Annotated in this window: 25 protein-coding genes; 1 reads left to right on the top strand and 24 read right to left on the bottom strand. The window is 68.1% G+C overall.

The features are described from left to right. Nucleotides 1-10 precede the first annotated feature (10 nt). From nuoK to BLW81_RS26675, 14 genes are all read right to left on the bottom strand, one after another. Nucleotides 11-310 (bottom strand): NADH-quinone oxidoreductase subunit NuoK, encoded by a 300-nt coding sequence (gene nuoK / locus BLW81_RS26740; protein WP_083409817.1) that lies wholly within the window; start codon nucleotides 308-310, stop codon nucleotides 11-13. Continuing rightward, nucleotides 307-1077: an NADH-quinone oxidoreductase subunit J gene (locus BLW81_RS26735; protein WP_083409816.1), complete on the bottom strand. Its 771-nt coding sequence runs from the start codon at nucleotides 1075-1077 to the stop codon at nucleotides 307-309. Before BLW81_RS26735 ends, nuoK begins: the two co-directional genes overlap by 4 nt. Continuing rightward, nucleotides 1074-1610, bottom strand: coding sequence for an NADH-quinone oxidoreductase subunit NuoI (gene nuoI / locus BLW81_RS26730; protein ID WP_083409815.1), 537 nt, complete (start codon nucleotides 1608-1610; stop codon nucleotides 1074-1076). The genes BLW81_RS26735 and nuoI overlap by 4 nt, the downstream gene beginning before the upstream one ends. After that, nucleotides 1603-2844, bottom strand: coding sequence for an NADH-quinone oxidoreductase subunit NuoH (gene nuoH / locus BLW81_RS26725; protein WP_083409814.1), 1242 nt, complete (start codon nucleotides 2842-2844; stop codon nucleotides 1603-1605). Before nuoH ends, nuoI begins: the two co-directional genes overlap by 8 nt. After that, the gene (locus BLW81_RS26720; RefSeq protein WP_083409813.1) at nucleotides 2841-5231 is read right to left on the bottom strand and encodes an NADH-quinone oxidoreductase subunit G; all 2391 of its coding nucleotides are present in this window, start codon (nucleotides 5229-5231) and stop codon (nucleotides 2841-2843) included. Before BLW81_RS26720 ends, nuoH begins: the two co-directional genes overlap by 4 nt. A gap of 113 nt (nucleotides 5232-5344) precedes the next feature. Further along, a complete protein-coding gene (nuoF, locus tag BLW81_RS26715) occupies nucleotides 5345-6661 on the bottom strand; it encodes an NADH-quinone oxidoreductase subunit NuoF (RefSeq protein WP_083409812.1) in 1317 nt (438 codons plus the stop codon). Beyond that, nucleotides 6658-7536: an NADH-quinone oxidoreductase subunit NuoE gene (nuoE, locus tag BLW81_RS26710; RefSeq protein ID WP_083409811.1), complete on the bottom strand. Its 879-nt coding sequence runs from the start codon at nucleotides 7534-7536 to the stop codon at nucleotides 6658-6660. The genes nuoF and nuoE overlap by 4 nt, the downstream gene beginning before the upstream one ends. Beyond that, the gene (gene nuoD, locus BLW81_RS26705; protein ID WP_083409810.1) at nucleotides 7537-8868 is read right to left on the bottom strand and encodes an NADH dehydrogenase (quinone) subunit D; all 1332 of its coding nucleotides are present in this window, start codon (nucleotides 8866-8868) and stop codon (nucleotides 7537-7539) included. Beyond that, nucleotides 8868-9539 (bottom strand): NADH-quinone oxidoreductase subunit C, encoded by a 672-nt coding sequence (locus BLW81_RS26700; protein WP_083409809.1) that lies wholly within the window; start codon nucleotides 9537-9539, stop codon nucleotides 8868-8870. The genes nuoD and BLW81_RS26700 overlap by 1 nt, the downstream gene beginning before the upstream one ends. Further along, entirely contained in the window at nucleotides 9536-10090 is a 555-nt protein-coding gene (locus BLW81_RS26695) for a NuoB/complex I 20 kDa subunit family protein (protein WP_083409808.1), read from the bottom strand. Before BLW81_RS26695 ends, BLW81_RS26700 begins: the two co-directional genes overlap by 4 nt. Next, entirely contained in the window at nucleotides 10081-10455 is a 375-nt protein-coding gene (locus BLW81_RS26690; protein ID WP_083409807.1) for an NADH-quinone oxidoreductase subunit A, read from the bottom strand. Before BLW81_RS26690 ends, BLW81_RS26695 begins: the two co-directional genes overlap by 10 nt. Before the next feature lie 167 nt (nucleotides 10456-10622). Further along, a complete protein-coding gene (locus BLW81_RS26685) occupies nucleotides 10623-11024 on the bottom strand; it encodes an Rv3143 family two-component system response regulator (protein ID WP_083409806.1) in 402 nt (133 codons plus the stop codon). A 15-nt stretch (nucleotides 11025-11039) separates the two neighbouring features. Then, the gene (locus BLW81_RS26680; protein ID WP_083409805.1) at nucleotides 11040-11573 is read right to left on the bottom strand and encodes a YceI family protein; all 534 of its coding nucleotides are present in this window, start codon (nucleotides 11571-11573) and stop codon (nucleotides 11040-11042) included. Between the two features lie 12 nt (nucleotides 11574-11585). Further along, complete coding sequence (locus BLW81_RS26675; protein ID WP_083409804.1) at nucleotides 11586-11978, bottom strand: nuclear transport factor 2 family protein; 393 nt, start codon at nucleotides 11976-11978, stop codon at nucleotides 11586-11588. Nucleotides 11979-12024: 46 nt separating this feature from the next. Here BLW81_RS26675 and BLW81_RS26670 point away from each other — a divergent pair, with 46 nt between their 5' ends. After that, nucleotides 12025-12660 (top strand): class I SAM-dependent methyltransferase, encoded by a 636-nt coding sequence (locus BLW81_RS26670; RefSeq protein ID WP_083409803.1) that lies wholly within the window; start codon nucleotides 12025-12027, stop codon nucleotides 12658-12660. A gap of 90 nt (nucleotides 12661-12750) precedes the next feature. Here BLW81_RS26670 and BLW81_RS26665 read toward each other — a convergent pair whose 3' ends face one another. The 10 genes from BLW81_RS26665 to BLW81_RS26620 form a co-directional block, all read right to left on the bottom strand. Continuing rightward, nucleotides 12751-14310, bottom strand: coding sequence for a transposase (locus BLW81_RS26665; RefSeq protein ID WP_235632108.1), 1560 nt, complete (start codon nucleotides 14308-14310; stop codon nucleotides 12751-12753). A 116-nt stretch (nucleotides 14311-14426) separates the two neighbouring features. Then, a complete protein-coding gene (locus tag BLW81_RS29785) occupies nucleotides 14427-14777 on the bottom strand; it encodes a DUF6285 domain-containing protein (RefSeq protein WP_083409802.1) in 351 nt (116 codons plus the stop codon). Then, on the bottom strand, nucleotides 14774-15745 hold the full coding sequence (locus tag BLW81_RS26655) for a phosphotransferase family protein (RefSeq protein ID WP_157897850.1): 972 nt from the start codon (nucleotides 15743-15745) through the stop codon (nucleotides 14774-14776). The genes BLW81_RS29785 and BLW81_RS26655 overlap by 4 nt, the downstream gene beginning before the upstream one ends. Next, entirely contained in the window at nucleotides 15742-16980 is a 1239-nt protein-coding gene (locus BLW81_RS26650; RefSeq protein WP_083409801.1) for an acyl-CoA dehydrogenase family protein, read from the bottom strand. The genes BLW81_RS26655 and BLW81_RS26650 overlap by 4 nt, the downstream gene beginning before the upstream one ends. 97 nt (nucleotides 16981-17077) lie before the next feature. Further along, complete coding sequence (locus BLW81_RS26645; protein WP_083409800.1) at nucleotides 17078-17689, bottom strand: TetR/AcrR family transcriptional regulator; 612 nt, start codon at nucleotides 17687-17689, stop codon at nucleotides 17078-17080. A 6-nt stretch (nucleotides 17690-17695) separates the two neighbouring features. Next, a complete protein-coding gene (locus BLW81_RS26640) occupies nucleotides 17696-18610 on the bottom strand; it encodes a hydroxymethylglutaryl-CoA lyase (protein WP_083409799.1) in 915 nt (304 codons plus the stop codon). Continuing rightward, nucleotides 18607-19812, bottom strand: coding sequence for a CaiB/BaiF CoA transferase family protein (locus BLW81_RS26635; RefSeq protein ID WP_083409798.1), 1206 nt, complete (start codon nucleotides 19810-19812; stop codon nucleotides 18607-18609). Before BLW81_RS26635 ends, BLW81_RS26640 begins: the two co-directional genes overlap by 4 nt. Further along, on the bottom strand, nucleotides 19809-21002 hold the full coding sequence (locus BLW81_RS26630; protein WP_083409797.1) for an alpha/beta hydrolase family protein: 1194 nt from the start codon (nucleotides 21000-21002) through the stop codon (nucleotides 19809-19811). The genes BLW81_RS26635 and BLW81_RS26630 overlap by 4 nt, the downstream gene beginning before the upstream one ends. A gap of 2 nt (nucleotides 21003-21004) precedes the next feature. Continuing rightward, nucleotides 21005-22108, bottom strand: a complete 1104-nt coding sequence (locus BLW81_RS26625) for a homogentisate 1,2-dioxygenase (protein ID WP_083409796.1) — start codon at nucleotides 22106-22108, stop codon at nucleotides 21005-21007. A gap of 74 nt (nucleotides 22109-22182) precedes the next feature. Beyond that, a complete protein-coding gene (locus BLW81_RS26620) occupies nucleotides 22183-22572 on the bottom strand; it encodes a nitroreductase/quinone reductase family protein (RefSeq protein WP_083409795.1) in 390 nt (129 codons plus the stop codon). Nucleotides 22573-22748: the final 176 nt, after the last annotated feature.

Below are 22748 nucleotides of genomic sequence, written 5' to 3'. Positions count from 1 at the left end.
CTCAGCAGACCTAGTGTTTCAGCAGACTGGCGTCATCGACGGAGGCGGACTTGCGGGCGCGGAAGATGGTCATGATGATCGCCAGCCCGACCACCACCTCGCACGCGGCGACCACCATGGTGAAGAACGCCACGACCTGACCGTCGAGCGTGCCGTGCATCCGGGAGAACGAGACGAACGCCAGGTTGCACGCGTTGAGCATCAGCTCCACACACATGAACATGACGATCGCGTTGCGCCGCAACATGACCCCGGCTGCGCCGATGGTGAACAGCAGCGCCGACAGGTAGAGGTAGTTGTCGGGGTTCACTCGTCGTCTCCTCGACCGTTGCGTACGGCAACCGTCCGTTTCTCCAGCACCGGGCTGACCGAGAGGTCGGACCCGGAGCCGTCGGGCAACCGGGCGGCGATGTCCACGGCGTTGTTGCGGGCGAACACACCGGGATTGGGCAGCGTCGTCGGATATCCGCCCGGCCGGAACCGCTCCTCGGCGAGTTCTCGCTGCGTCTTGCGGCGGTCGAAGCGTTCCCGGTGCGCGAGCACCATCGCCCCGAGCGCGGCGGTGATGAGCAGCGCGCTGGTCAACTCGAACGCCCACAGGTACCGCACGAAGATCAGCGCCGCGAGGCCTTCCACGTTGCCGTTCGTGTTGGCTTGCGCCAGGCCGGTGAAGCCGCCGACCGAGACGTTGCCGACACCCGCGATCAGCAGGGCGCCGAACCCGACACCGACGACGCCGGCAGCGACGCGCTGGCCGCGGATCGTCTCGACCAGCGAGTCCGAGGAGTCGACGCCGATCAGCATCAGCACGAACAGGAACAGCATCATGACCGCGCCGGTGTACACGACCACCTGCACCACACCGAGGAACAGCGCGTCCTGAGCGATGTAGAAGACGGCCAGCACGATCATCGTCAGCGCCAGGAACATCGCGCTGTACACCGCTTTTCGCGCGATGATGACGCCGAGCGCACCCAGCACGGCGACCGTGCCGAGCACCCAGAACAGCACCGCCTCGGTGGTCGACGTGCGGCCGGGCGCGTCGGCGGCGGCCGCTGCGATCAGGTCGAACCTCATCGGGCTTCCTCGGTGATCTTGTCCGGTACCGGCCCGATGTTGCCGAGGTAGTAGTCGTCGTCGGTGGCGCCCGGGGCCATCGGATGCGGGGGCGGCAGCATGCCCGAGCGCAGCGGCGCCAGCAGTTTGTCCTTGCCCCAGATGAGATCTGCGCGGTTGTCGTCGGCCATCTCGTACTCGTTGGTCATCGTCAGCGCCCGGGTGGGGCAGGCCTCGATGCACAGTCCGCAGCCGATGCACCGGAGGTAGTTGATCTGGTACACGCGGCCGTAACGCTCACCGGGGGAGTAGCGCTCGTGTTCGGTGTTGTCGGCGCCCTCGACGTAGATGGCGTCGGCCGGACACGCCCACGCGCACAGTTCGCAGCCGATGCACTTCTCCAGCCCGTCCGGGTACCGGTTCAACTGGTGCCGGCCGTGGTACCGCTTGGCGACCGGACCCGGCTTCTCCGGGTACTCCTCGGTGATCGGCTTTTTGAACATGGTCCCGAACGTGACCCCGAAACCCTTGATGGCTTCGATGAATTTAGGCATCGGCGCGCTCCTTCGTTGCCGTCGGCTTCGCAGCCGGCAGGGGCGGTATGGGGAAGACCTGCGGGTCGAGGTTCTGCTGCGGAACCTTGCGCACGTTCCTGGTGCGCACGGCCCGCCAGAGGGCGACGACGATCAGCAGCGCCACGATCGCGGCGGCCGACGCCAACCAGGTGGTGAGCTCGTCGAAGCCCTCGTTGCGCAGGGCCCGGGCGGTGGCCACGATCATGATCCACGCCAGCGAGAACGGGATGAGGACCTTCCAGCCCAGCCCCATGAACTGGTCGTACCGCATACGCGGCAGCGTGGCCCGCAACCAGAAGAACAGGAACATGAACGCCCACACCTTGGCGATGAACCACAGCAGCGGCCACCACCCGGTGTTGGCGCCATCCCACATGTTGATCGGCCACGGCGCGTGCCAGCCGCCGAGGAACATCGTGGTGGCCAGCGCCGACACCGTCGTCATGTTGACGTACTCCGCCAGCATGAACATCGCGAACTTGATCGACGAGTACTCGGTGTGGAAGCCGCCGACCAACTCGCCCTCGGCTTCGGGGAGATCGAAAGGCGCGCGGTTGGTTTCGCCGACCATCGACGTCACGTACACCAGGAACGACGGCAGCAGCAGGAAGATGTACCAGACACCGTCCTGCGCGGCGACGATCCTCGACGTCGACATGGTGCCCGCGTAGATGAACACCGCGACGAACGACAGCGCCATCGCAATCTCGTAGGAGATCACCTGGGCGCTCGAACGCAGCCCGCCCAGCAGCGGGTACGTCGACCCCGATGCCCAGCCGGCCAACACGATCCCGTACACGCCGATCGACGTGGCGGCCAGGATGTAGAGCACCGCGACCGGCATGTCGGTCAGCTGCAACGCCGTTCGGTGCCCGAAGATCGACACCTCGCCGCCCAGCGGGATCACCGCGAACGCGATGAAGGCCGGCACCGCGGCGATCACCGGCGCGGCGAGGTAGACGAACTTGTCGACACCGGCCGGGACCAGCCCCTCCTTGAGCGCGAGCTTCACGCCGTCGACCAACGACTGCAGCAGCCCCTTCGGGCCGACCCGGTTGGGGCCGAACCGCATCTGCATGCGGCCCAACAGTTTGCGCTCGATCAGGATCGCCGAGAGCACCGAGAGCATCAGGAACGCGAAGATCGCGACGGCCTTGAGCGCGATCAGCCACAACGGGTCGTGCCCGAACAGGGTCGGATCGGGATGGTTCACGATTCGGCCCGCCCGATCGACACCAGATCACCCGTACAGACCCCGAGGCTCTGGTGTACCGCCGATCCCGGCGAGTTGAGCGGCAACCACACCACCCGGTCGCCGATGTCGGTGATCACCAGCGGCAGCGTGATCGAGCCGCGCGGAGTGCGCACCGTCACCAGATCGCCCTCGGCGGCGCCGATCTCGGCCGCGGTGCTCGCGGACAGCCGGGCGACAGGGGTCCGCGCGGTGCCCGCGAGATGAGGTTCACCGTCCTGCAGGCGGCCCTCGTCGAGCAGCATCCGCCACCCGGCGAGCACCGCCTGGCCCGCGGCCGGAGACGCGGGCGGGCCCGGTGCGACCGTCGGAGCGGCGGGGCGGGCGCCCGCCCACAACCCCAGCCGTGACAGCTCGTCACCGGCGGCAGCGGAGTTCGGCAGGTTCAGCGCAACGCCCAGTTCCTCGGCCAGGAAGTTCAGCACCCGAAGGTCCGGGCTCGCACTGGTTTTCAGTGCCGGCTCGAACGGGCGCAGCCTGCCCTCCCAGTTCAGGAACGAGCCCGCCTTCTCGACGACGGGGGCGACCGGGAACACGACGTCGGCGACCGCGGTGACCGCGCTCTCGCGGATCTCCAGACTGACCACGAACGGCGTCGCCTCGATCGCGGCCAGCGCCGCGGCCGGATCGGGCAGGTCGGCGACCTCCACGCCGCCGATCAGCAGCGCCCCCACTTCGCCGCTGCGCGCGGCTTCGAGGATCGCGGTGGTGTCGCGGCCCGGGGCACTCGGCACGTCGCCGACGTGCCAGGCCGCCGCGGCCTCGGCCCGCGCGGCGGCATCGGAGACGGGCCGACCGCCGGGCAGCAGATGCGGCAGGGCGCCCGCTTCGGCGGCGCCGCGTTCACCGGCCCGCCGCGGCACCCAGGCCAGCCGGGCGCCGGTGGCAGCGGCCAATCGCGCTGCCGCCGAGAGCGATCCGGGGGAGGTGGCCAGCCGCTCGCCGACCAGGATGACCGCGCCGGGCAGCCGCAGCTGCGGATCCTCGGTGAGGGCGTCGAGCGCGGCGGCCTCGGCGCCGGGTGCCGCCGCGACCAGTCGGCCGCGCAGCTTGGTGAGGCTGCGGGTCGCGAACGGCGCCACCGAGATCACCTGCAGAGCCTTCTTGCGGACCGCCTTGCGCATTCGCAGGAAGACGATCGGCGACTCCTCCTCGGGTTCGAAACCCGCCAGCAGCACCGCCGGTGCGTTCTCCAGGTCCGCGTAGGTCACCGTCATCGGCTGCCCCGCGATGGCGGCGGCCAGGAAGTCGGCCTCCTCCGCGCTGTGCGCCCGGGCGCGGAAGTCGATGTCGTTGGTGTTGAGCACGATTCGGGCGAACTTGGCGTACGCGTAGGCGTCCTCGACGGTCGCGCGGCCGCCGACGAGCACGCCTGCGCTGCCCCTGGCCGCGGCCAACCCGGTGCTGGCGACCGCGAGCGCCTCGGACCACGACGCCGGGCGCAGCTTGCCGTCCTCGTCGCGGATCAGCGGGGTCGTGATGCGGTCGCCCTGGGTGGTGTAGGTGAACGCCCAGCGGCCCTTGTCGCAGTTCCACTCCTCGTTGACCTGCGGGTCGTCACCGGCCAACCGACGCATGACTTTTCCGCGGCGGTGGTCGGTGCGCTGGGCGCACCCGGACGCGCAGTGCTCGCACACGCTCGGGCTCGACACCAGGTCGAACGGCCGGGCCCGGAACCGGTACGCCGAGCCGGTGAGCGCGCCGACCGGGCAGATCTGCACGGTGTTGCCCGAGAAGTAGGACTGGAACGGCTCGCCCGGCGCGATGCCGACCTGTTGCAGCGCTCCGCGTTCGAGCAGATCGATGAACGGGTCGCCGGCGATCTGCTCGGAGAAGCGGGTGCAGCGCGCGCACAGCACACAGCGCTCGCGGTCCAGGAGCACCTGCGAGGAGATGTTGATCGGTTTGGGGAAGGTGCGTTTGACGTCCTCGAAGCGGGTCTCGGCGCGACCGTGCGCCATCGCCTGGTTCTGCAGCGGGCACTCGCCGCCCTTGTCGCAGACCGGGCAGTCCAGCGGATGGTTGATCAGCAGCAGCTCCATGACGCCCTGCTGCGCCTTGTCGGCCGCCGGCGAGGTGAACTGCGTGCGCACCACCATGTCCGGTGTGCACGTGGTGGTGCACGACGCCATCGGCTTGCGCTGACCCTCGACCTCGACGAGGCACTGGCGGCAGGCGCCGACCGGGTCGAGCAGCGGGTGGTCGCAGAACCGCGGGATCTGGATCCCGATCAGTTCGGCCGCGCGGATCACCAGGGTGCCCTTGGGCACGCTGACGTCCACGCCGTCGATCGACAGCTGCACCATCTCCACGTCGGTGGCTGCGCCGGTATCAGCGGTCTGCGTCATCTACTCAGCCACCCCCATTTTCTTGCGCGAGCAGACGTGAACTGCCCACTTTTCGGCCGTTTTCGGGGCAGTTTGCGTCTGCTCGCCGGAAAAGAGCCGGACCGATCGCGCCATCACACACCCGCCCCTTCGGTCGCCATCAGCGTCGAGGCATGCGGGTCGAACGGACACCCGCCCTGCAGATGGGCGATGTACTCGTCACGGAAGAACTTGATCGACGACATGATCGGCGCCGCGGCCCCGTCGCCCAACGCGCAGAACGACTTTCCGAAGATGTTGTCGGAGATGTCGAGCAGCTTGTCGATGTCGGCCTCGGTGCCGCGACCGGTCTCCAGCCGCTCGTAGATCTGGGCCAGCCAGTAGGTGCCCTCGCGGCACGGTGTGCACTTGCCGCACGACTCGTGGGCGTAGAACTGCGTCCAGCGGCGCACCGCGCGCACCACGCACGTCGTCTCGTCGAAGATCTGCAGGGCCTTGGTGCCCAGCATGGTGCCGACACCGGCCATACCCTCGTAATCCAGTGGCACATCGAGGTGTTCGTCGGTCAGCAGCGGGGTCGACGAACCGCCGGGGGTCCAGAACTTCAGCTTGTGCCCGGCGCGGATACCGCCGGCGTACTCCAGCAGTTCGCGCAGCGTGATGCCCAGCGGCGCCTCGTACTGACCGGGCGTGGTGACGTGACCCGACAGCGAGTACAGCGTGAAACCCGGCGACTTCTCCGTACCCATCGAGCGGAACCAGTCGATCCCGTTGAGCATGATGGGCGGCACGCTGGCGATGGATTCGACGTTGTTCACCACAGTCGGGCAGGCGTACAGCCCGGCGACGGCGGGAAACGGTGGCCGCAGCCGGGGTTGGCCGCGCCTGCCCTCCAGCGAATCCAGCAGCGCGGTCTCCTCACCGCAGATGTACGCCCCGGCGCCGGCGTGCACGATCAGGTCCAGGTCGAAGCCCGAGCCGTTGATGTCGGTGCCCAGATACCCGGCCTCGTAGGCCTCCGCGACCGCGGCGTGCAACCGGCGCAGCACCGGCACCACCTCACCGCGCAGGTAGATGAACGCGTGGTGGGCGCGGATCGCGTACGCCGCGATGATCGCACCTTCGACCAGGAAGTGCGGGGTTGTCAGCATCAACGGAATGTCTTTGCACGTCCCGGGTTCCGACTCGTCGGCGTTGATCACCAGGTAGTGCGGTTTGGCGCCCGCGCCGGTGTCGTCCTGCGGGATGAACGACCACTTCGTCCCGGTCGGGAAGCCGGCGCCGCCGCGGCCACGCAGGCCGGAATCCTTGATCAACGCGATGACGTCATCGGGCGGCATCGACAGCGCCTTCTCCAGGCCGCGGTATCCGCCGTGGCGGCGGTAGGTGTCCAGCGACCATGGTTCCGGTTCGTCCCAGAACCGGCTGAGCACGGGGGTCAAAGCGGTCATGCGTCAGAATCCGTTGCGTCGGGGCTGGTTTCGATGGTGCCGGGTTTCGGGGGAACGGTGGCCGACGGGCCAGGAGCCGACGCGTTCCTGGTGGCGTTCGCGGCGGCCGCCGCGTCGTCGGGCGTCTCCGGGGGCGAGCCCTGGGCCTCGGCCTCAGGCGCCTGCATGCCGCGTTCGCGGGCGATCCGCAACCCGGCCAGCGTGGCGTCGCCGGTGGCGCCGCCGTTGGACCGCGGATCGGGCAGGCCCGCGAGCGTGCGCGCGGTCTCGCGGAACGTGCACAGCGGTGCGCCGCCGCGGGTCGGGTCCGGGGGCGTGCCCGAGCGCAGGCCGTCGACGAGATCCCGTGCCGATGCGGGCGTCTGGTTGTCGTAGAACTCCCAGTTGACCATGACCACCGGCGCGTAGTCGCAGGCGGCGTTGCACTCGACGTGGTCGAGCGTGACCCTGGGCCCCCCGTCGACGGACTCGGTCGTCTCGCCGGCGTGGATACCGAGGTGGTCCTGCAGCGCGTCGAGGATCGCGTCGCCGCCCATCACCGCGCACAGCGTGTTCGTGCAGACCCCGACGAGGTAGTCGCCGGTGGGCGTGCGCCGATACATCGAGTAGAACGTCGCCACCGCGGTGACCTCGGCCTCGGTCAGCTGCAACTGCCTGGCGCAGAACGCGATACCGGCCGGGGTCAGGCAGCCGTCCTCCGACTGCACCAGGTGCAGCAGCGGCAACAGCGCCGACCGTGACTGCGGATAGCGCGCGACGATCTTCGCCGCGTCGGCGCTCAACCGCGTCGCGACCTCGTCCGGATACGACACCGGCCCGTTGATCGGCGGGCCGGGTTCGTCAGGTCGTTGACCAAGCTCGAGGAATACGCTCATCTACCTGTCCACCCCGCCCATCACCGGATCGATCGACGCGACAGCGGTGATCGCGTCGGCCACCATGCCGCCCTCGCACATCGCGGCGACGGCCTGCAGATTGTTGAACGACGGGTCGCGGTAGTGCACCCGGTACGGTCGGGTGCCACCGTCGGAGACCATGTGCACGCCCAGTTCGCCTCGCGGAGACTCGATTCCGACGTACACCTGCCCGGCGGGCACCCGGATGCCCTCGGTGACGATCTTGAAGTGGTGGATGAGCCCCTCCATCGAATGTCCCATGATCTTGGCGATGTGCTCGGGCGAGTTGCCCAGCCCGTCCGGACCGACTTTCAGGTCGGCAGGCCAGGCCAGCTTCTTGTCCTGGATCATCACCGGCTGTCCGGCGAGCCGCTCGAGCCGCTCCACGCACTGCTCGACGATCTTCAGCGACTCGGCCATCTCCTTGACCCGGATCAGGTACCGGCCGTAGGAGTCGCAGCCGTCGTCGGTGATGACGTCGAAGTCGTAAGTCTCATAGCCGCAATAGGGTTGGGACTTGCGCAGATCGTGCGGCAGCCCGGTCGAGCGCAGACACGGCCCGGTGATGCCCAGCGCCATGCAGCCCGTCAGGTCGAGGTATCCGACGTTCTGCGTGCGGGCCTTCCAGATGTAGTTCTCGTTGAGCAGATCCGACAGATCCTTGAGCCGCTTGGGCATCAGGCCGAGCAGTTCGCGGATCTGGGGCAGACCTTCGTCGGGCAGGTCCACCGCGACTCCGCCCGGCCGGATGTAGGCGCTGTTCATCCGCAGACCGGTGATGGTCTCGAACACCGACAGGATCTGCTCGCGCTCCCGGAACCCGTAGAACATCGCGCTCATCGCGCCGAGTTCCATGCCGCCGGTGGCCAGCGCGACCAGATGCGAGGAGATCCGGTTGAGCTCCATCATCATCACGCGGATGACGCTGGCCCGCTCCGGGATGTCGTCGGCGACGCCGAGCAGTTTTTCGACCGCCAGGCAGTACGCGGTCTCGTTGAAGAACGGGGACAGGTAGTCCATCCGCGTGACGAACGTGACGCCCTGCGTCCAGGTGCGGAACTCGAGATTCTTCTCGATTCCGGTGTGCAGGTAGCCGATTCCGCAGCGGGCCGACACGATCGTCTCGCCGTCGATCTCGAGGATGAGCCGCAGCACGCCGTGCGTGGAGGGATGCTGCGGGCCCATGTTGACGACGATCCGGTCACCGGCGTTCGCGGCCGCCGCTTCCCTGGCCGCCTCGACGACGTGGTCCCAATCCTGGCCGCCGACAACGACAACGGTCTCGCCGCTCTCGGTCTGGTCGATGCTCATCAGTTGTAGGCCCTCCGTTGATCGGGCGGTGGGATCTCGGCGCCGTGGTACTCGACCGGGATGCCGCCCAACGGGTAGTCCTTGCGCTGCGGGTGGCCCACCCAGTCATCGGGCATCTCGATGCGGGTCAGGGCCGGATGACCGACGAAGACGATGCCGAAGAAGTCGTAGGTCTCGCGCTCGTGCCAGTCGACGGTGGGATACACCCCGAACAGCGACGGGATGTGCGGGTCGGCGTCGGGCGCGGCGACCTCGACCCGGATCCGGCGGTTGTGCGTGATCGACATCAGCGGGTAGACGGCGTGCAGCTCGCGTCCCACGTCGTCGGGATAGTGCACCCCGCTGACCCCGAGGCACAGCTCGAAGTGCAGCTGGGGGTCGTCGCGCAGCGCCTGGGCGACCGTCGGCAACTGCGTGCGGTCCACCTCGAGCGTGAGCTCGTCGCGGTAGACCACCACCCGCTCGATCGAGGCGGCGAAACCGTCCTCGCCGAGCACGGCCTCCAGCCGGTCGACGACCTCGTCGAAGAACCCGCCGTACGGCCGCGGTGAGCTGCCGGGCAGCGCCACCGGGCGTACCAGCCGGCCGTAACCGGAGGTGTCGCCGGTGTCGCGGTTGCCGAACATCCCGCGGCGCACGCCGATGATCTCGGGACCGTTGTTCTCGCTCACCGCAGCAAACCCTTGAGCTCGATGGTCGGCGTGACGGCCAGCGCCGCCTGCTCGGCTTCGCGCACGGCCTCTTCGCGGTGCACGCCGAGCGGCATTTCCTGAATCTTGTCGTGCAGCTTGAGGATCGCGTGCAGCAGCATCTCGGGCCGCGGTGGGCAGCCGGGCAGGTAGATGTCCACCGGCACCACGTGGTCGACGCCCTGCACGATCGCGTAGTTATTGAACATCCCGCCCGAGGAGGCGCAGACGCCCATCGCGAGCACCCATTTCGGTTCGGCCATCTGGTCGTAGATCTGCCGCAGCACCGGCGCCATCTTCTGGCTCACCCGGCCCGCGACGATCATCAGGTCGGCCTGCCGCGGCGTCGCGGAGAAGCGCTCCATGCCGAACCGCGAGATGTCGAAGCGCGGACCGGCCGTGGCCATCATCTCGATCGCGCAGCACGCCAGGCCGAACGTCGCCGGCCATAGCGACCCCTTGCGGATGTAGCCGGCCACCTTCTCGACGGTGGACAGCAGAATTCCGCCGGGCAGTTTCTCTTCTAGTCCCATTGCAGGCCTCCTCGCCGCCAGACGTACGCGTAGGCCACGAACACCGTCAGCATGAACAGCAGCATCTCTACCAGCGCAAACAGTCCGAGATTGTCGAAAGCGACAGCCCACGGGTAGAGGAAGACGATCTCGATGTCGAAGATGATGAACAACATCGCGGTCAAGTAGTACTTGATCGGAAACCGCTGGCCGGTGGGCTGACCGGACGGGCCGCCGTGCGGCACCGGCTCGATGCCGCATTCGTAGGCCTCGAGCTTGGCTCGGTTGTAGCGCCGTGGTCCGACCAGCAGAGCAATGCCGACCGAGCCGACTGCGAACGCCGCCGCAATAGCGCCAAGCACCAGGATTGGCGTGTACAAATCCATACCGCGCAAACGCTCCCTCGTGGGCTGTCGATGTGAGCTTACCCACACACTAGCGGGCTTTGCGATGCACGCCACACGTTTTGGTTAGTATCGCTATTGGCAACGATCGGCGATGCCGTCGTGCCTCCAACAGGCCTGTGCGACAGGCGAATACGCGTATTTGCGGGCTATTGCACGAGGGTGCGCAGCAGGCCCGCGACGGCGTCGCCGAGCCGGATCGGGTCGATCGGGTGCGGCACCGCCGCCTCGGCCCGCGACCACCGCGCCAGCCACGCGTCGTCGGGCCGCCCCGTGAGCACCAGGATCGGTGGGCAGTCGGCGATCTCGTCCTTGAGCTGCTTGGCGATTCCCATCCCGCCGGTGGGGCTGGCCTCGCCGTCGAGGATCACCAGATCGAAGCCACCCTGATCCATCTGTCGGATGACCATCGGGCCGGTCGCGACCTCGAAGTAGGTCAGTTCGGGCAGTTCCGGGTGGACCCGCTTGCCCAGCGCCAGTTGCACCTCTTCGCGGGTTCGTGGGTTGTCGCTGTAGACGAGGACCCGCAGCGGACGCGATGAGTCGGCCATGCGGTGATGGTACGGCTAGCCGGCGTGCCGGAACACCAAGTCGCCGGAGATCGTCGCGTTGTCACCGATCATGCCCGCCATGTTGCCGTCGACGCCGAAGTCCTGCCGGTCGACCGACGCCTGCGTGCTCAGCCGCATTCCGCCGTCGCCGACCGGCGTCACCGAGACGCGCAGTGTCAGCGGCCGGGTGGTGTTCTTGATGGTGAGGTCGGCGCGCAGGTCGAGCGTGTCACCGTCGATCGCGTCGGCCCCGGTGACGACCACGGTGATGTCCGGAAACTTCTCGGCTTCAAAGAAATCCGCGGAGTGCAGGTGCTCGTCGCGTTTGCGGATGCCGGTGCGAAGCGACGCCGCCTTGATGTCGACGCGCCCGGACACGGTCTGCGGGGCGGTGAGCTGACCCTCGCCGGTGAGCTCGGTGAACCGCCCCTTGACGGGCAGCAGACCCCACAGCGACTTGCTTTTCACCGTGACGGTGGACTGTCCGGGGTCGAGTACCCAGCGACCCGCCGATCCCGGATCGCTGAAAAGCTCACTCAGACTTGCCATGTCGTCTCCTCGTCACCTCGTCGACCCGAGCAGCGGGGCGATCTCGGCCGGATCGAAGTACTCGTCGATCGAGCTGATCAGTCCGTCGCCGTCCAGCTTGACCACGATGCAGACGCGCATCGCGATCGCCCCGCCGTTGCTTCCGCTGGCGTGCAGGATGTGTTGCTGGACAAACCCGCCGTCGAACAGCCTTCGGTCGAGGATCTCATAGCGACGCTGCGTCGTCGCGCCGATGAACCAATCGATCACCCGCAGCGCCCGGTCCTTGTCGCGGTCGGCGTCGGCAACCTTCCAGACCACGATGTGCTCGCTCCACAACCGTTGCACCGCCTCGCGGTCGCCGCGCTCGATCGCGCCGAACAGCTGATCCGCCACGTCGGTGATCGTGTCGTCGGCGACGGTCATGAGTCCTCCTTGACCTCAACGGGCGTTGAGGTTGAACACTGGCGGCATGGATGTCACACCCACTCTGTCCCTATTCGACGACGCCTACAAGAGCGGAACCCCGCCCTGGGTGATCGGAGCGCCCCAGCCCGCGATCGTGGAACTCGAACGCGCGGGCGGGTTCACCGGCCGCGTGCTCGACGTCGGTTGCGGCGCGGGCGAGCACACGATCCTGCTGACCCGACTGGGTTACGACGTGCTCGGCGTCGACTACGCCCCGGCGGCGATCGAGCACGCGCGGGCCAACGCGGCGGCCCAGCATGTCGAGGCGCGGTTCGCGGTGGCTGACGCGACGAACCTCGGCAGCGCGACCCGCTACGACACGATCCTCGACAGCGCCCTGTTCCACATCTTCGCCGCCGCCGACCGCGCCCGGTATGTGGCCAGCCTGCACGCGGCCTGTGAACCGGGCGGGACCGTGCACGTGCTGGCGCTGTCGGACCGCGGCCACGGCTTCGGGCCGCAGGTCAGCGAGGACGACATCCGCGGCGCGTTCGGCGACGGCTGGACGCTCGAGTCGCTGGTCGAGACGACCTATCGCGGCGTCATCGGGGAGGCCCACGTCGCCGCGTTCGGGCAGCCGGCCGGGTCGCTGGTCGATGAACCGGCGTGGCTGGCGCGGGCCCGCCGGGGCGATTTGTGAGTGATTTCGTTCGCTGAGTGGGTGTTGCGATTTGTGAGCGGTGAGCCGGTGATGGTGGGGATGTCGCCGGGTGCAACGGTGATGCCGGAGTTATCCGGCGGTGGCTGTGTGGAGTTTAGTGAGGTTCAGTGCTGCGGCGGCCAGATGCAGTTCGGCGCTGACGGCTGCCAGGCCGCGGCGGGCGAAGCGGCGTAGGCCGATGCGGTCTTTGAGGTGTCCGATTACCGGTTCCACGGTTGCCGAACGGCGTTTGTATCGTTGGGCCTGCTCGGGGTCGCGCAGGGTGTGACGCATCGCATCGCGCGGTGACAGATCCGGTGGTGGCGGGCCTTGAATGGATTGGTGTTTAGCGTCGTGATGAACGGCTCGACCCCGGCCCGGGGCTATGAGCCGCTCGGGCCCGGGGCTGGTGATGTTGTCTTCGGTGAAGTAGCCGTTGTCGGCTAGGACCAATTCGATCGTCTTGTTGAGGGCATCCATGTGGGTCGTGGCCGCAGCCAAAGCTGGTGTCCAGCAATGTAGATCGTTGGCGTCTTGGGAGATGTGCAACCCGATCACGAAGTGGTCATCAGAGCACACGATCTGGCTGTTGTAGCCCTGAACCGATCCGCCGCCGGCGCCCTCGACCATCAATCGAGCCTGCGGATCGGTCAGATTGACCACAGGCCCGCGTGCCTGGCCACGCTGAACGCCGAGGCGGACGCGTCGGCGTTCAGACGCGCCCCGCCGGTCAGCCAGCCCGGCGGCCTGCTCTTGCTGAGCCCGGGCCAATCCGGCTTGGGCCTTCTTGAGGATCTTGCGAATCGCGGCACGCTGGTTGGCCTCTGCGGTCCCGCGCACATTCAGCAACGGGGCCAGACGCCGCTGTTCACGGGCAATCCTGGCCTGATACAGGCGCACCTGATCCACTCCAGCCGGTGGTCGACTCGACACGACTTCACCGGCCTCCACGCGCTGCAGGTAGTGCTCTTGACGGGCCTCATCGGCAGCGTCGGCCTCGGCGTTGGCGGCGTCTTGACGGGCGATCTCTTCCTTGGCCCTCTTGATCGCCGCCGCGCGCCCGGCAGGGGTAGCCAATTCGGCCGGCGGGCGCTGCGCCGGGCCGGCTTGGGCTTCTGCGGCGTCTTCGGCGGCATCGACCGCGGCGGCTTGACTGACCACATCCTCGGCGATCCGGCGAGCTTGCTCAGCCACCCACCGCTGAGACCGGTTCGCTGATTTCGAGGCGTTGGCTGCGATCTTGGTGCCATCAATAGAAACCACCCCGACCTGAACCATCCCGGCTTGGGCGCACAAGCGCAGCACCTGGGCGAACAGGTCGGTGAACGCCTCATCGTGAGCCGCGCGGAATCGCGCGATCGTGGTGTGATCCGGCCGGTCCTGAGCACACACCACCCGATAGGCGACATGGTCGGTGCACAACCGTTCAATCTGGCGCGATGACCGCTGCCCTGTCGCATAGGCATAGATCAACAACGCCAACAACATATCCGGGTCATAACCCGCCCGCCCGACGCCACCAGTGCGCCGCTGTGCGTGCAACCTCGAAGTGTCGAGTTGCTCGACCACATCAAGGACAAACCACACCAGATGATCTGCAGGCAGCCAGTCCGCCATATTCGGCGGCAACAAGAACTCCTGATCACGCACCACAGGACGATACGAACGAGCCATAACTCATCGTGTCGCGCTCAGTCCCGAACGCCAAACACCTCACTCGGCATTTCGCAACACCCACTGAGCGATCGTTTTCACTCACAAATCGCTCAGTAGCCGGGGTGGTTGACGTCGAGGCGGTGGCGCACCAGCGTGCGCAGCACCGGCAGCACGTCGGCCGCCCGGCCGTCGAGCTCGCCGGCGCGGATCGCCGCCGCCAGCGTGGGCTCGTCGGCGTAGCCGAGCCGCCCGAGCGCGTCGAACACCTCCGACGCGGTGCTGTCCTGCAGTTCGCGTTCGACGATGCGCAGCACGTTGGCCGCGACGCGGGCGTGGAAGTTGACCTGGCCGGTATCGGCCCCTCCGCCGGGCGCGGTCGCGCTGCGCACGTCGTTCTCCAGGAACCCCGCGACCGCGGCGACCAGCTCCGCGGCGGTCGGCCGACCGTAGAGCCAGCTCATCGCGGCCCACCTCCCTCCAGCAGATCCAGCACGTCCCACTCGGTTTCGGCCACCCGCCGCCCGATCGCGGCCAACTCCACCGATTCGGTCTGCCCGGACAGGTGCCGCTCGGCCTGATACCGGCAGATGACGCCCCACGACAGCGTGGCGGCGACCAGCCACCAGCGGAACGCGACGCGGTCGAGCGCCATGCCCGCGGCCGCCTCGTACGCCGACAGGAATGCCTCGACGCTGCCCAGACCGCCCGCTCCCAGCTCCTCGACGGCGCCGAACCGCCATGCGCGGATGCAGAACCACGCCAGATCCTCGTAGCGCTCGCCGACGTGTACGAGCTCCCAGTCCAGCACCGCTGCCAGCCCGCCGTCGTCGACGATCAGGTTGCCCATTCGGAAGTCACCGTGCACCAGCACCTGCTCCGATAGCGGCGGCCGGTGCTCGGCCAGCCACCGAAACGCCCATTCGAATGTGGCTGTGGTGTCGCCCATCTCGTCGAGCTGGTCGCGCCACCCGGCGAGCTGGTCGGCCGGCGGCACCCCGGCGCCCCGGTAGTCCGCCCGGTGGATGGCCGCCAGCGCCTGCGCACACTGCTGCAACAACCGCGCGCGCCCGGCATCGTCGAGCGCGCGGTAGATCCGGCGCACGATCGTCTCGCCGCCTTTGGCGTCACAGATCAGGTACGGATTGCCCAGCGCCGCGGGCGAATTGTCGGCGGCCAGGATGTGCGGCACCGGCGCGCCGGCGGCGGCCGCCCGCTGCTGCACCGCCGCCTCCAACTCCATTGAGGCGTGCACGTCGTCGGGTGGCCCGGTGCGCAGGATCAGCGCCCGACGGCTGTCGGTGACGGCGTCGAACGCCCACGTCGTGCGGCTGGCTCCGCCGGTCAGCGCGCGCAGGTTCTCGACGGCGATGGTGTCGCCGAGCACCGGGCGCAGCACCCCGGTCAGCGCGTCGGCCAGCTCGCGGCTCAACGCTTGCCGAACCCGAACAGCCGCTGCGCCACCCGGCGGATCTGGATCTCCTCGGCGCCCTCGGTGATCCGGTAGCGGCGGTGGTGCCGGTAGATGTGCTCGAACGGCTCATGGCGGCTGTAGCCGACGCCGCCGAACACCTGCATCGCCCGGTCGGACGCCTCGCACACCAACCGGTTGGCGCGATAGTTGGCCATCGACACCTTGTCGGAGACCTCCATGTGGTGGTTACGGTCCAACTCCGAAGCGGCGTAGTACACCAGCAGCCGGACCATCTGCGCCTCGGTCTGCAACTCCACCAGCGGCCACTGCACCGCCTGGTTGACCGCCAGCGGCTTGCCGAACACCTTGCGTTCTCCCGCGTACTGCACGGCCCGGTCGATGCAATACTGCGCGGCGCCCAGGCTGCTGGCCGCCTGCCGGATCCTGTTCTCGTGCAGGAACGTCTGGCCGACCTCGAGCCCGCGGTCCACCTCGCCGAGGATCGCGTCGTCGGGCACGCGGACGTCGGACAGCGACACCTCGCCGTGGTCGGTCGGCATGTTGAACGACCACCAGTAGTACGGCACGGTGAAGCCCGGCGCGTCGGTCGGCACCAGGAACGCGGTGATGCCCCGCGCCTGACCGCGATCGCCGGATGTTCTGGCGAACACCAGATCGTGCGTGGCCCGGTGCACGCCCGTGTTGAATCGCTTGGCGCCGTTGATGACCCACTCGTCGCCGTCGCGTACCGCGGTGGTCTCCATCCAGGTGGCGTCGGAGCCGTGGTCGGGTTCGGTGAGCCCGAAGGCCATCGACCGCTCACCGGTGATCAGCGCCTCGGTCCATTCGGCCTTCTGCTGCTCGGTGCCGAACCGGTCCATCATGATCACCTGCGGGAAGTTGCCGACGATCGACGACTCGTTCTGCAGGTCGTTGTGCAGCCCCAGCCCCTTGTGCGCGAGATGCTCGCGGATCACCGCCATGTCGATGTTGCTGCCGTCGCGGCCGCCGAACCGCGACGGCAGCCCGTACCGTAACCAGCCGGCCGCGTCTGCGCGCCTGCGCATCTCGTCGAGAAGGTCCTCCCACTCGCGGCGCGGCACGCCGTCGTTGTCCCAGTCGGTGCGGGCGTGTTCGCGACGCTTGTCGAAATACTGGATGTTCTCGCGCTCGAGCGGTTTGATCTCGGCTTCGATGAACGCGTCCATCTCCGCGAGCAGTCCGGGTAGATGGTCGGGCAGGGCGAAATCCACGGTGATTTCCTCTCTACGTTGTCGCCGAGCGTACGGTTGCTAGCGCCTCTACTCGCGTTTCGTGTACAACAACCGTGCGCTCGGCGGGTTGAAACGACTAGAACCCGTACAGCGTCTTCTTCCAGATCCTCGACAGTGTCGCGATGGCATCTTCGTCGGTGATCTCGACGTCGAGTCCCGAGGTGCCGACGAAGACGGACGTGAAGTTCTCGAACAGTAGCGCGATCGCCGCGGCGGTGGGCTGGGGGTCCAGTTCGGTGCCGTAGCCCTGCTCCTGGGCGCGCTGCACCGAGGCGGCGACGATCTCCATCCCGAAGCGGCGGAACTCGTTCTGCACCGCGGCGAACCGCGGTTGGGTCGCGGCGAGTTGCGCGACGGCGATCATGATGCCGATGTTCTGCTTGAACATGTTCCAGTAACCGGTCACCACCGCGCGGAAGAAGGCGTCGTCGTCGGGGGATTCGGGCAGGTCGATGCTCGAACCCGACGGCGCGACGACCTCGTGCAGGAACGACTCGGCCAGCACCGCCAGCAGGTCCTCCTTGTCGGCGAAGTACCGGTAGAACGCCGCGGGTGATCTACCGGCCGCCGACGTAATGTCGCCCAAGGTGGTGCCGTGAAAACCGCGCTCGGCGAACAGCTTCCGTGCCGCCTGCTCGATGGCCTCGCGGGTCTGGCGGCCCTTGGCGCTCAGCGTTGCCTGCGGCACGTCGGCTCAGCCCAGGATCCGGTCACCCGCGCGCAGCAGCGCGCTCGGCAGGTCGTGACCGACCAAACGCTGCGCCACGGCGGCCGCGTCGATCGCCGCCGCCAGATCGACGTCGACGCCGATTCCGCTGTCGCGCAACAGGTACACCAGATCCTCGGTGGCGACGTTCCCGCTGGCGCCCGGCGCGAACGGGCAACCGCCGAGGCCGCCGACCGACGCGTCCAACCGCGTCACCCCAGCGCTGACCGCGGCGTAGGCGCTGGCCAGTCCCGCGCCGCGGGTGTTGTGAAAATGCGCCCCGAGCGGGATGTCGCCGATCAGCGGCCACAGCGCGGCAACGGTTTCGGTGACCCGCCGCGGTGTCGTGGTGCCGATTGTGTCGGCGATCGCCAGCCGGTCCACCGACGCCTGCACCGCGGTGGTCAGCACGTCGACGACCCGCTGGTGCGGTGTGGGGCCGTCGAACGGGCAGTCCCACGCGGTCGCGACGATCACCTCGACGGTGGCGCCGCTGTCGTGGGCGATCGCGGTGATCTCCGGGATCAGCGCGGTGGCCTCGGCCGACGTGCGGCCGACGTTCGCGCGGCAGTGCCCGTCGGCTGCCGACACGACGTACTCGATCGACGAAAGACCCGCAGCGATCGCACGTTTGGCGCCGTTGGGGCTGGCCACCAGCGCGGAGAACTCGATGCCGTGCGAATCGCGGTACTCCTGCAGGTGCGCGGCGAGTTCGGGCGCATCGGCCAGCGCGGGCACCTTCGACGGCGAGACGAATGCCGTCGCCTCCATCTCGCGCACCCCGGTCGCGGCGATCGCGGCGAGCAGTTCGAGCTTGGCCGACAACGGGATCGGGTCCTCGATCTGCAACCCGTCGCGCAGCGACACGTCGCGGATCTGCACATGTTCGGGCAACGCGTTCACAGCACTCCCTCCGACTGCCACGCCTCGAGTTCGGCTGCGGTCTTGCCGAGCAGTCCGCGGTAGATCTCGTCGTTGTGCTGGCCGGGCCTGGCGGGTCCCGCCGAGCGCACGGTGCCCGGCGTCTCCGACAGCACCGGCACGACGCCGGGGCCCAGCACGGGGCGGTCGACCCGTTCGTCGAAGTGCTCGACGAGCATCCCGCGCGCCCGCAGTTGCGGGTCCTTGACCACCTCGGCGACCGTATTGATGGGACCGGCGATAACGCCTGCGGCCGAGAGGGTTTCGATGATGTCGTCGGGCCCGCGCTCGGCGGCCCAGTCGCCGATGATCTTGTCGAGCTCGTCCTGGTTGCGGCCGCGGGCGACATGGTTGGCGAACCGGTCGTCGGTCGCCAGCTCGGGACGGCCCATCGCGTCGCACAACCGGCGGAACACGGTGTCCTGGTTCGCAGCGATCACCACCCAGCTGCCGTCGGCGCTGCGGTAGATGTTCGACGGCGCGATGCCCTCCAATCGGGTGCCCGACGGTCCGCGCACCACGCCGCCGACGTCGTAGTCGGGGATCGTGGACTCCTGCACCGCCAGGCACGCCTCGGTCAGTGCGGCGTCGACGACCTGCCCTTCGCCGGTGACCGACCGGCGATAGAGCGCCGCCAGCGCCCCCTGCGCGGCGAACATGCCGGCCAGGCTGTCGCCCAGCGACAGCGCCAGTCGTGGAGGCGGCCCGCCGGGAAAGCCGTTCATGTGCCGCAGCCCGCTGGCGGCCTCGGCGACCGACGCATACCCGGCCTTGTGCGCCTCCGGACCCGTCTGCCCGTAACCGGAGACGCGGACCAGGATGATCCCGCGGTTGCGCTCGCGCAGCACCTCGTAGCCGAGGTTCCACTTCTCCAGCGTTCCGGGGCGGAAATTCTCGACGATGATGTCGGAGCGCTCGACGAGGTCGAGGAACAGGGCCCGCCCGGCCTCCGTCCGCAGGTTCAGCGTGACGGCTTTCTTGTTGCGGGCGTGCACCGTCCAGAAGAAGTGGTGCCCGTCGAGTTCGGCCTGCCCCCAGGTGCGCAACGGGTCCGGCGCGCCGGGCGGCTCGATCTTGACGACCTCGGCGCCCATGTCACCGAGCAGCCGTCCGGCGAACGGCCCGGAGATCAGCGTGCCGACCTCGATGACCCGGATACCGTCCAGGGGCCCCGCGACGCTCATAGCGAGAACCCGTGCCGGTGCAGCCAGTCGGTCACCACGCCGACCGCCGCGCGCAGCTTGTCGCGCTGATCGGCGCCCGCGTAGTAGTGGTTGGCGCCCGGAATCTCGTGCATCTCCTTGTCATGATGCCCGATCGCCTCGAACAGCCGGCGGGTGTGGCTCGGCGTGCACGCGTCGTCGGCGAGGTTGCCGATCACCAGCGTGGGCACCGCGATGTCGGGGCCGGCCTTGACCGCGTCACCGTTGGCGTCGTCATAGCTCCACTGCGACAGCCAGCTGCGCAGCGTGCAGAACCGCGCCAGGCCGACGGGGGAGTTGTTGACCACCTGCGGGTCGCCGAGGTAGCAGGTGCCGGGCTTGCGATCGTTCGGGTCGACGGTCGGGTCCAGCCAGCGCGGGTCGGCCATGGTGCCGTGCACGACGAACGCGAACTCGTCGTCCGGCCTGCCCGCCGCCTTGAGCTCGGCCAGTTTGTCCTTGACCCACTTGGTGATCCGACGATTGCGGTCAATCTGCGCCTGCCGGTACCGCTCGAGGAACTCCGGTGTGTACGGCGGCTGGTTCGGATTGTCCGGGTTGTACAGATCCAGCTCCGGGTCCCGCTTGGTCGGATCGGACTCGTCGAGGATCGACGCGTCGAGCCACTCGGTCATCGTGCCGTGGCGGCTGACGTGCGCGGCCAGCAGCATCATGCCGTCGGCGGGGATCAGCCCCAGCTTGGTCAGGTCGGGACCGTCACCGGACGGGCTCGCCGTCACGGTCGGGTGCTGAGCCTGCTGCTGATAGAACACCGACAGCGACCCGCCGCCGCTCCAGCCGGCCAGCACCACCTTCTGGTAGCCCAGCCGGTTCTTGGCGTCCTTGATGCACTCGCCGAGATCCTCGACGACCTTTTCCATCAGCAGCGCCGAGTCGGTGCCGCGGAACCGGCTGTTGCAGTAGATGACGTGGTGGCCGGCCTTGGCCAAGCCGTTGATCATCGGCAGGTACGCGCCGCCGCCGATCGGGTGCATGAACACCAGCACGGTGTCGCTCGGCCGGTCCTTCGGCCGCAGCAGATAGCTCTCCAGCACGACCAGCTCGGCGACCCCGCCGTAGACATCGCGGACCGCCGAATTGTTCTGGTAGGCAACGAGATACGGGATGCGATCGTACTCGTACTTCACGGGTGCCTCAGTAGTGCTCGTCATCGTCAGTGCTGCCCCAGATCGTTGGCCAAGATCTCGTCGGACGGGATCAGTCGACGACGGGTGTCGATGGCGATCACCGACCAGTCCACCCGGTCGTAGTCGTCGAACTTGCGGCGCGCGCGTTCACGGGCCTTCTCGGGTGCGCCGTGGTGCACGCCCTGCGGAGCATGCGAGACCAGTCCGGGCGGCATCGGAATGCCGTACAGCGAGCCGGCGTGGAAGAACGCGATCTCGTCGTAGTCGACGTTGCGGTGGTACCACGGGGTGCGCTCGACTCCGGGCACGCCCTCGGCGGGCCTGGGCAGGAAGTTCATGATGTAGACGCCGGTGGCCTGCATGAACAGGTGCACCGTCGGGGGCAGGTGCACGCTCTCCGAGGTGATGACGTGATAGTCCTCGATGTTGAACGTGAACGGGAAGTTGTCGCCGCGCCACCCCTCCACGTCGAGCGGATGGTGTTGATAGAACAGCGAAGTCGGGCCGCCGTCATGGACGAGCCGCACCTCGTACTCCCCGTCGGTGGTCGGCCCGGAGCCGTCGTCGATCGGCGCGGGCTCGGGAACCACGGCCAGGCCGGGATCGAACGGGAAGTGCCTGCCCAGGTAACCGGCCGGCGGCACCCGGAACTCGTCGGTCGCCTGGATCATCAGCAGCGTGGTTTCCTGGGCGGGGATCTGCCGCCACGTGCAGGCCTTCGGGATGTAGACCCAGTCGCCCTCGCGGTAGTCCAGCGGGCCAAACTCGGTCTCCAGTCGGCCAGAACCCTTGTGCACGAACGACAACAGATCACCGTCGACGTAGCGGACGAAGAACGGCATCTCCTCGCTGCGCCGGCTCAGCAGCACCAGGCAGTCGGCGTTGGAGAACATCAGCAGCGGGCCGCCGTGGGCGTCGGTCGCATCGCTGGGCTTCAGCTCCGAGGAGAGCACGTCGGTGGGGTGCAGCGGTCCCACGGTCCGGTAGGCGGTGGGGTCGTTGCGCCGGAAGAAGCTGGCCGTGCGGCCGGTGAACCCGCCGCGGCCGAGCTCGTCGTCTTTGAGCCCGTCGAGGTCGGCGTGCAGCCGCCGCGGCCCCTTGCCCTTGCGCAGGTGTACGAATGACTCCACGGTGACTCCCTCGACGACGACGGCAAGAAACTAAAACTGACTTTAGTTTTACTTACGGAGCGGGTCAACAGTGCTCAGTCGATCAGATCGACCCGCACGGTCAAGAGATTGGTGCCGAACGTGCGCACGCCGAAGCTGTTGAACTGCGGCAGCGACTTGAGCCGTTCGTGGGGGTCGTCGTCGTGGATCAGGTGTGCAGCCCCGGTGTGCCACCGGCCGTTCAACCGCACCCGCACCCGCGGGTCGGCCTGGATGTTCTTGATGTAGTGCGAGCGCTCGCCGAACTCGGAGACGAACCAGAACTGATCGCCGACCCGGCTGCCGCCCAGCGGCGTGCGTCGCGGCTGCCCGGACTTGCGGCCCGTCGTCTCCAGCAGTGTCTGGAACGGCAGCGCCCGCATCAGCCGGTTGGCGACGTTCTTCTGGAACAGCTTGGTGATCCGGTCGCGCAGGTCCTCGGCCATGTTCTTCCTTACCTTTCTTGCAGGGTGTTCGGGGCCGTCGGCCGTAGGCTTTGAATCACCCAGGGACGGCGGGTATGGCTTTCATGTTTTTGCGGTGTTCCATGGCCGAAGGAGATTGGCCGCCCGTCGTCCCGCGACGACTCGACCGCTAATTGAGAGATGCGATTCGATCGCTG

The sequence above is a fragment of the Mycolicibacterium rutilum genome (assembly GCF_900108565.1).
Classification (GTDB): domain Bacteria; phylum Actinomycetota; class Actinomycetes; order Mycobacteriales; family Mycobacteriaceae; genus Mycobacterium; species Mycobacterium rutilum.
The sequence above is the reverse complement of the archived record's forward strand: the minus strand, read 5'-3'. Positions and strand labels throughout refer to the sequence as shown.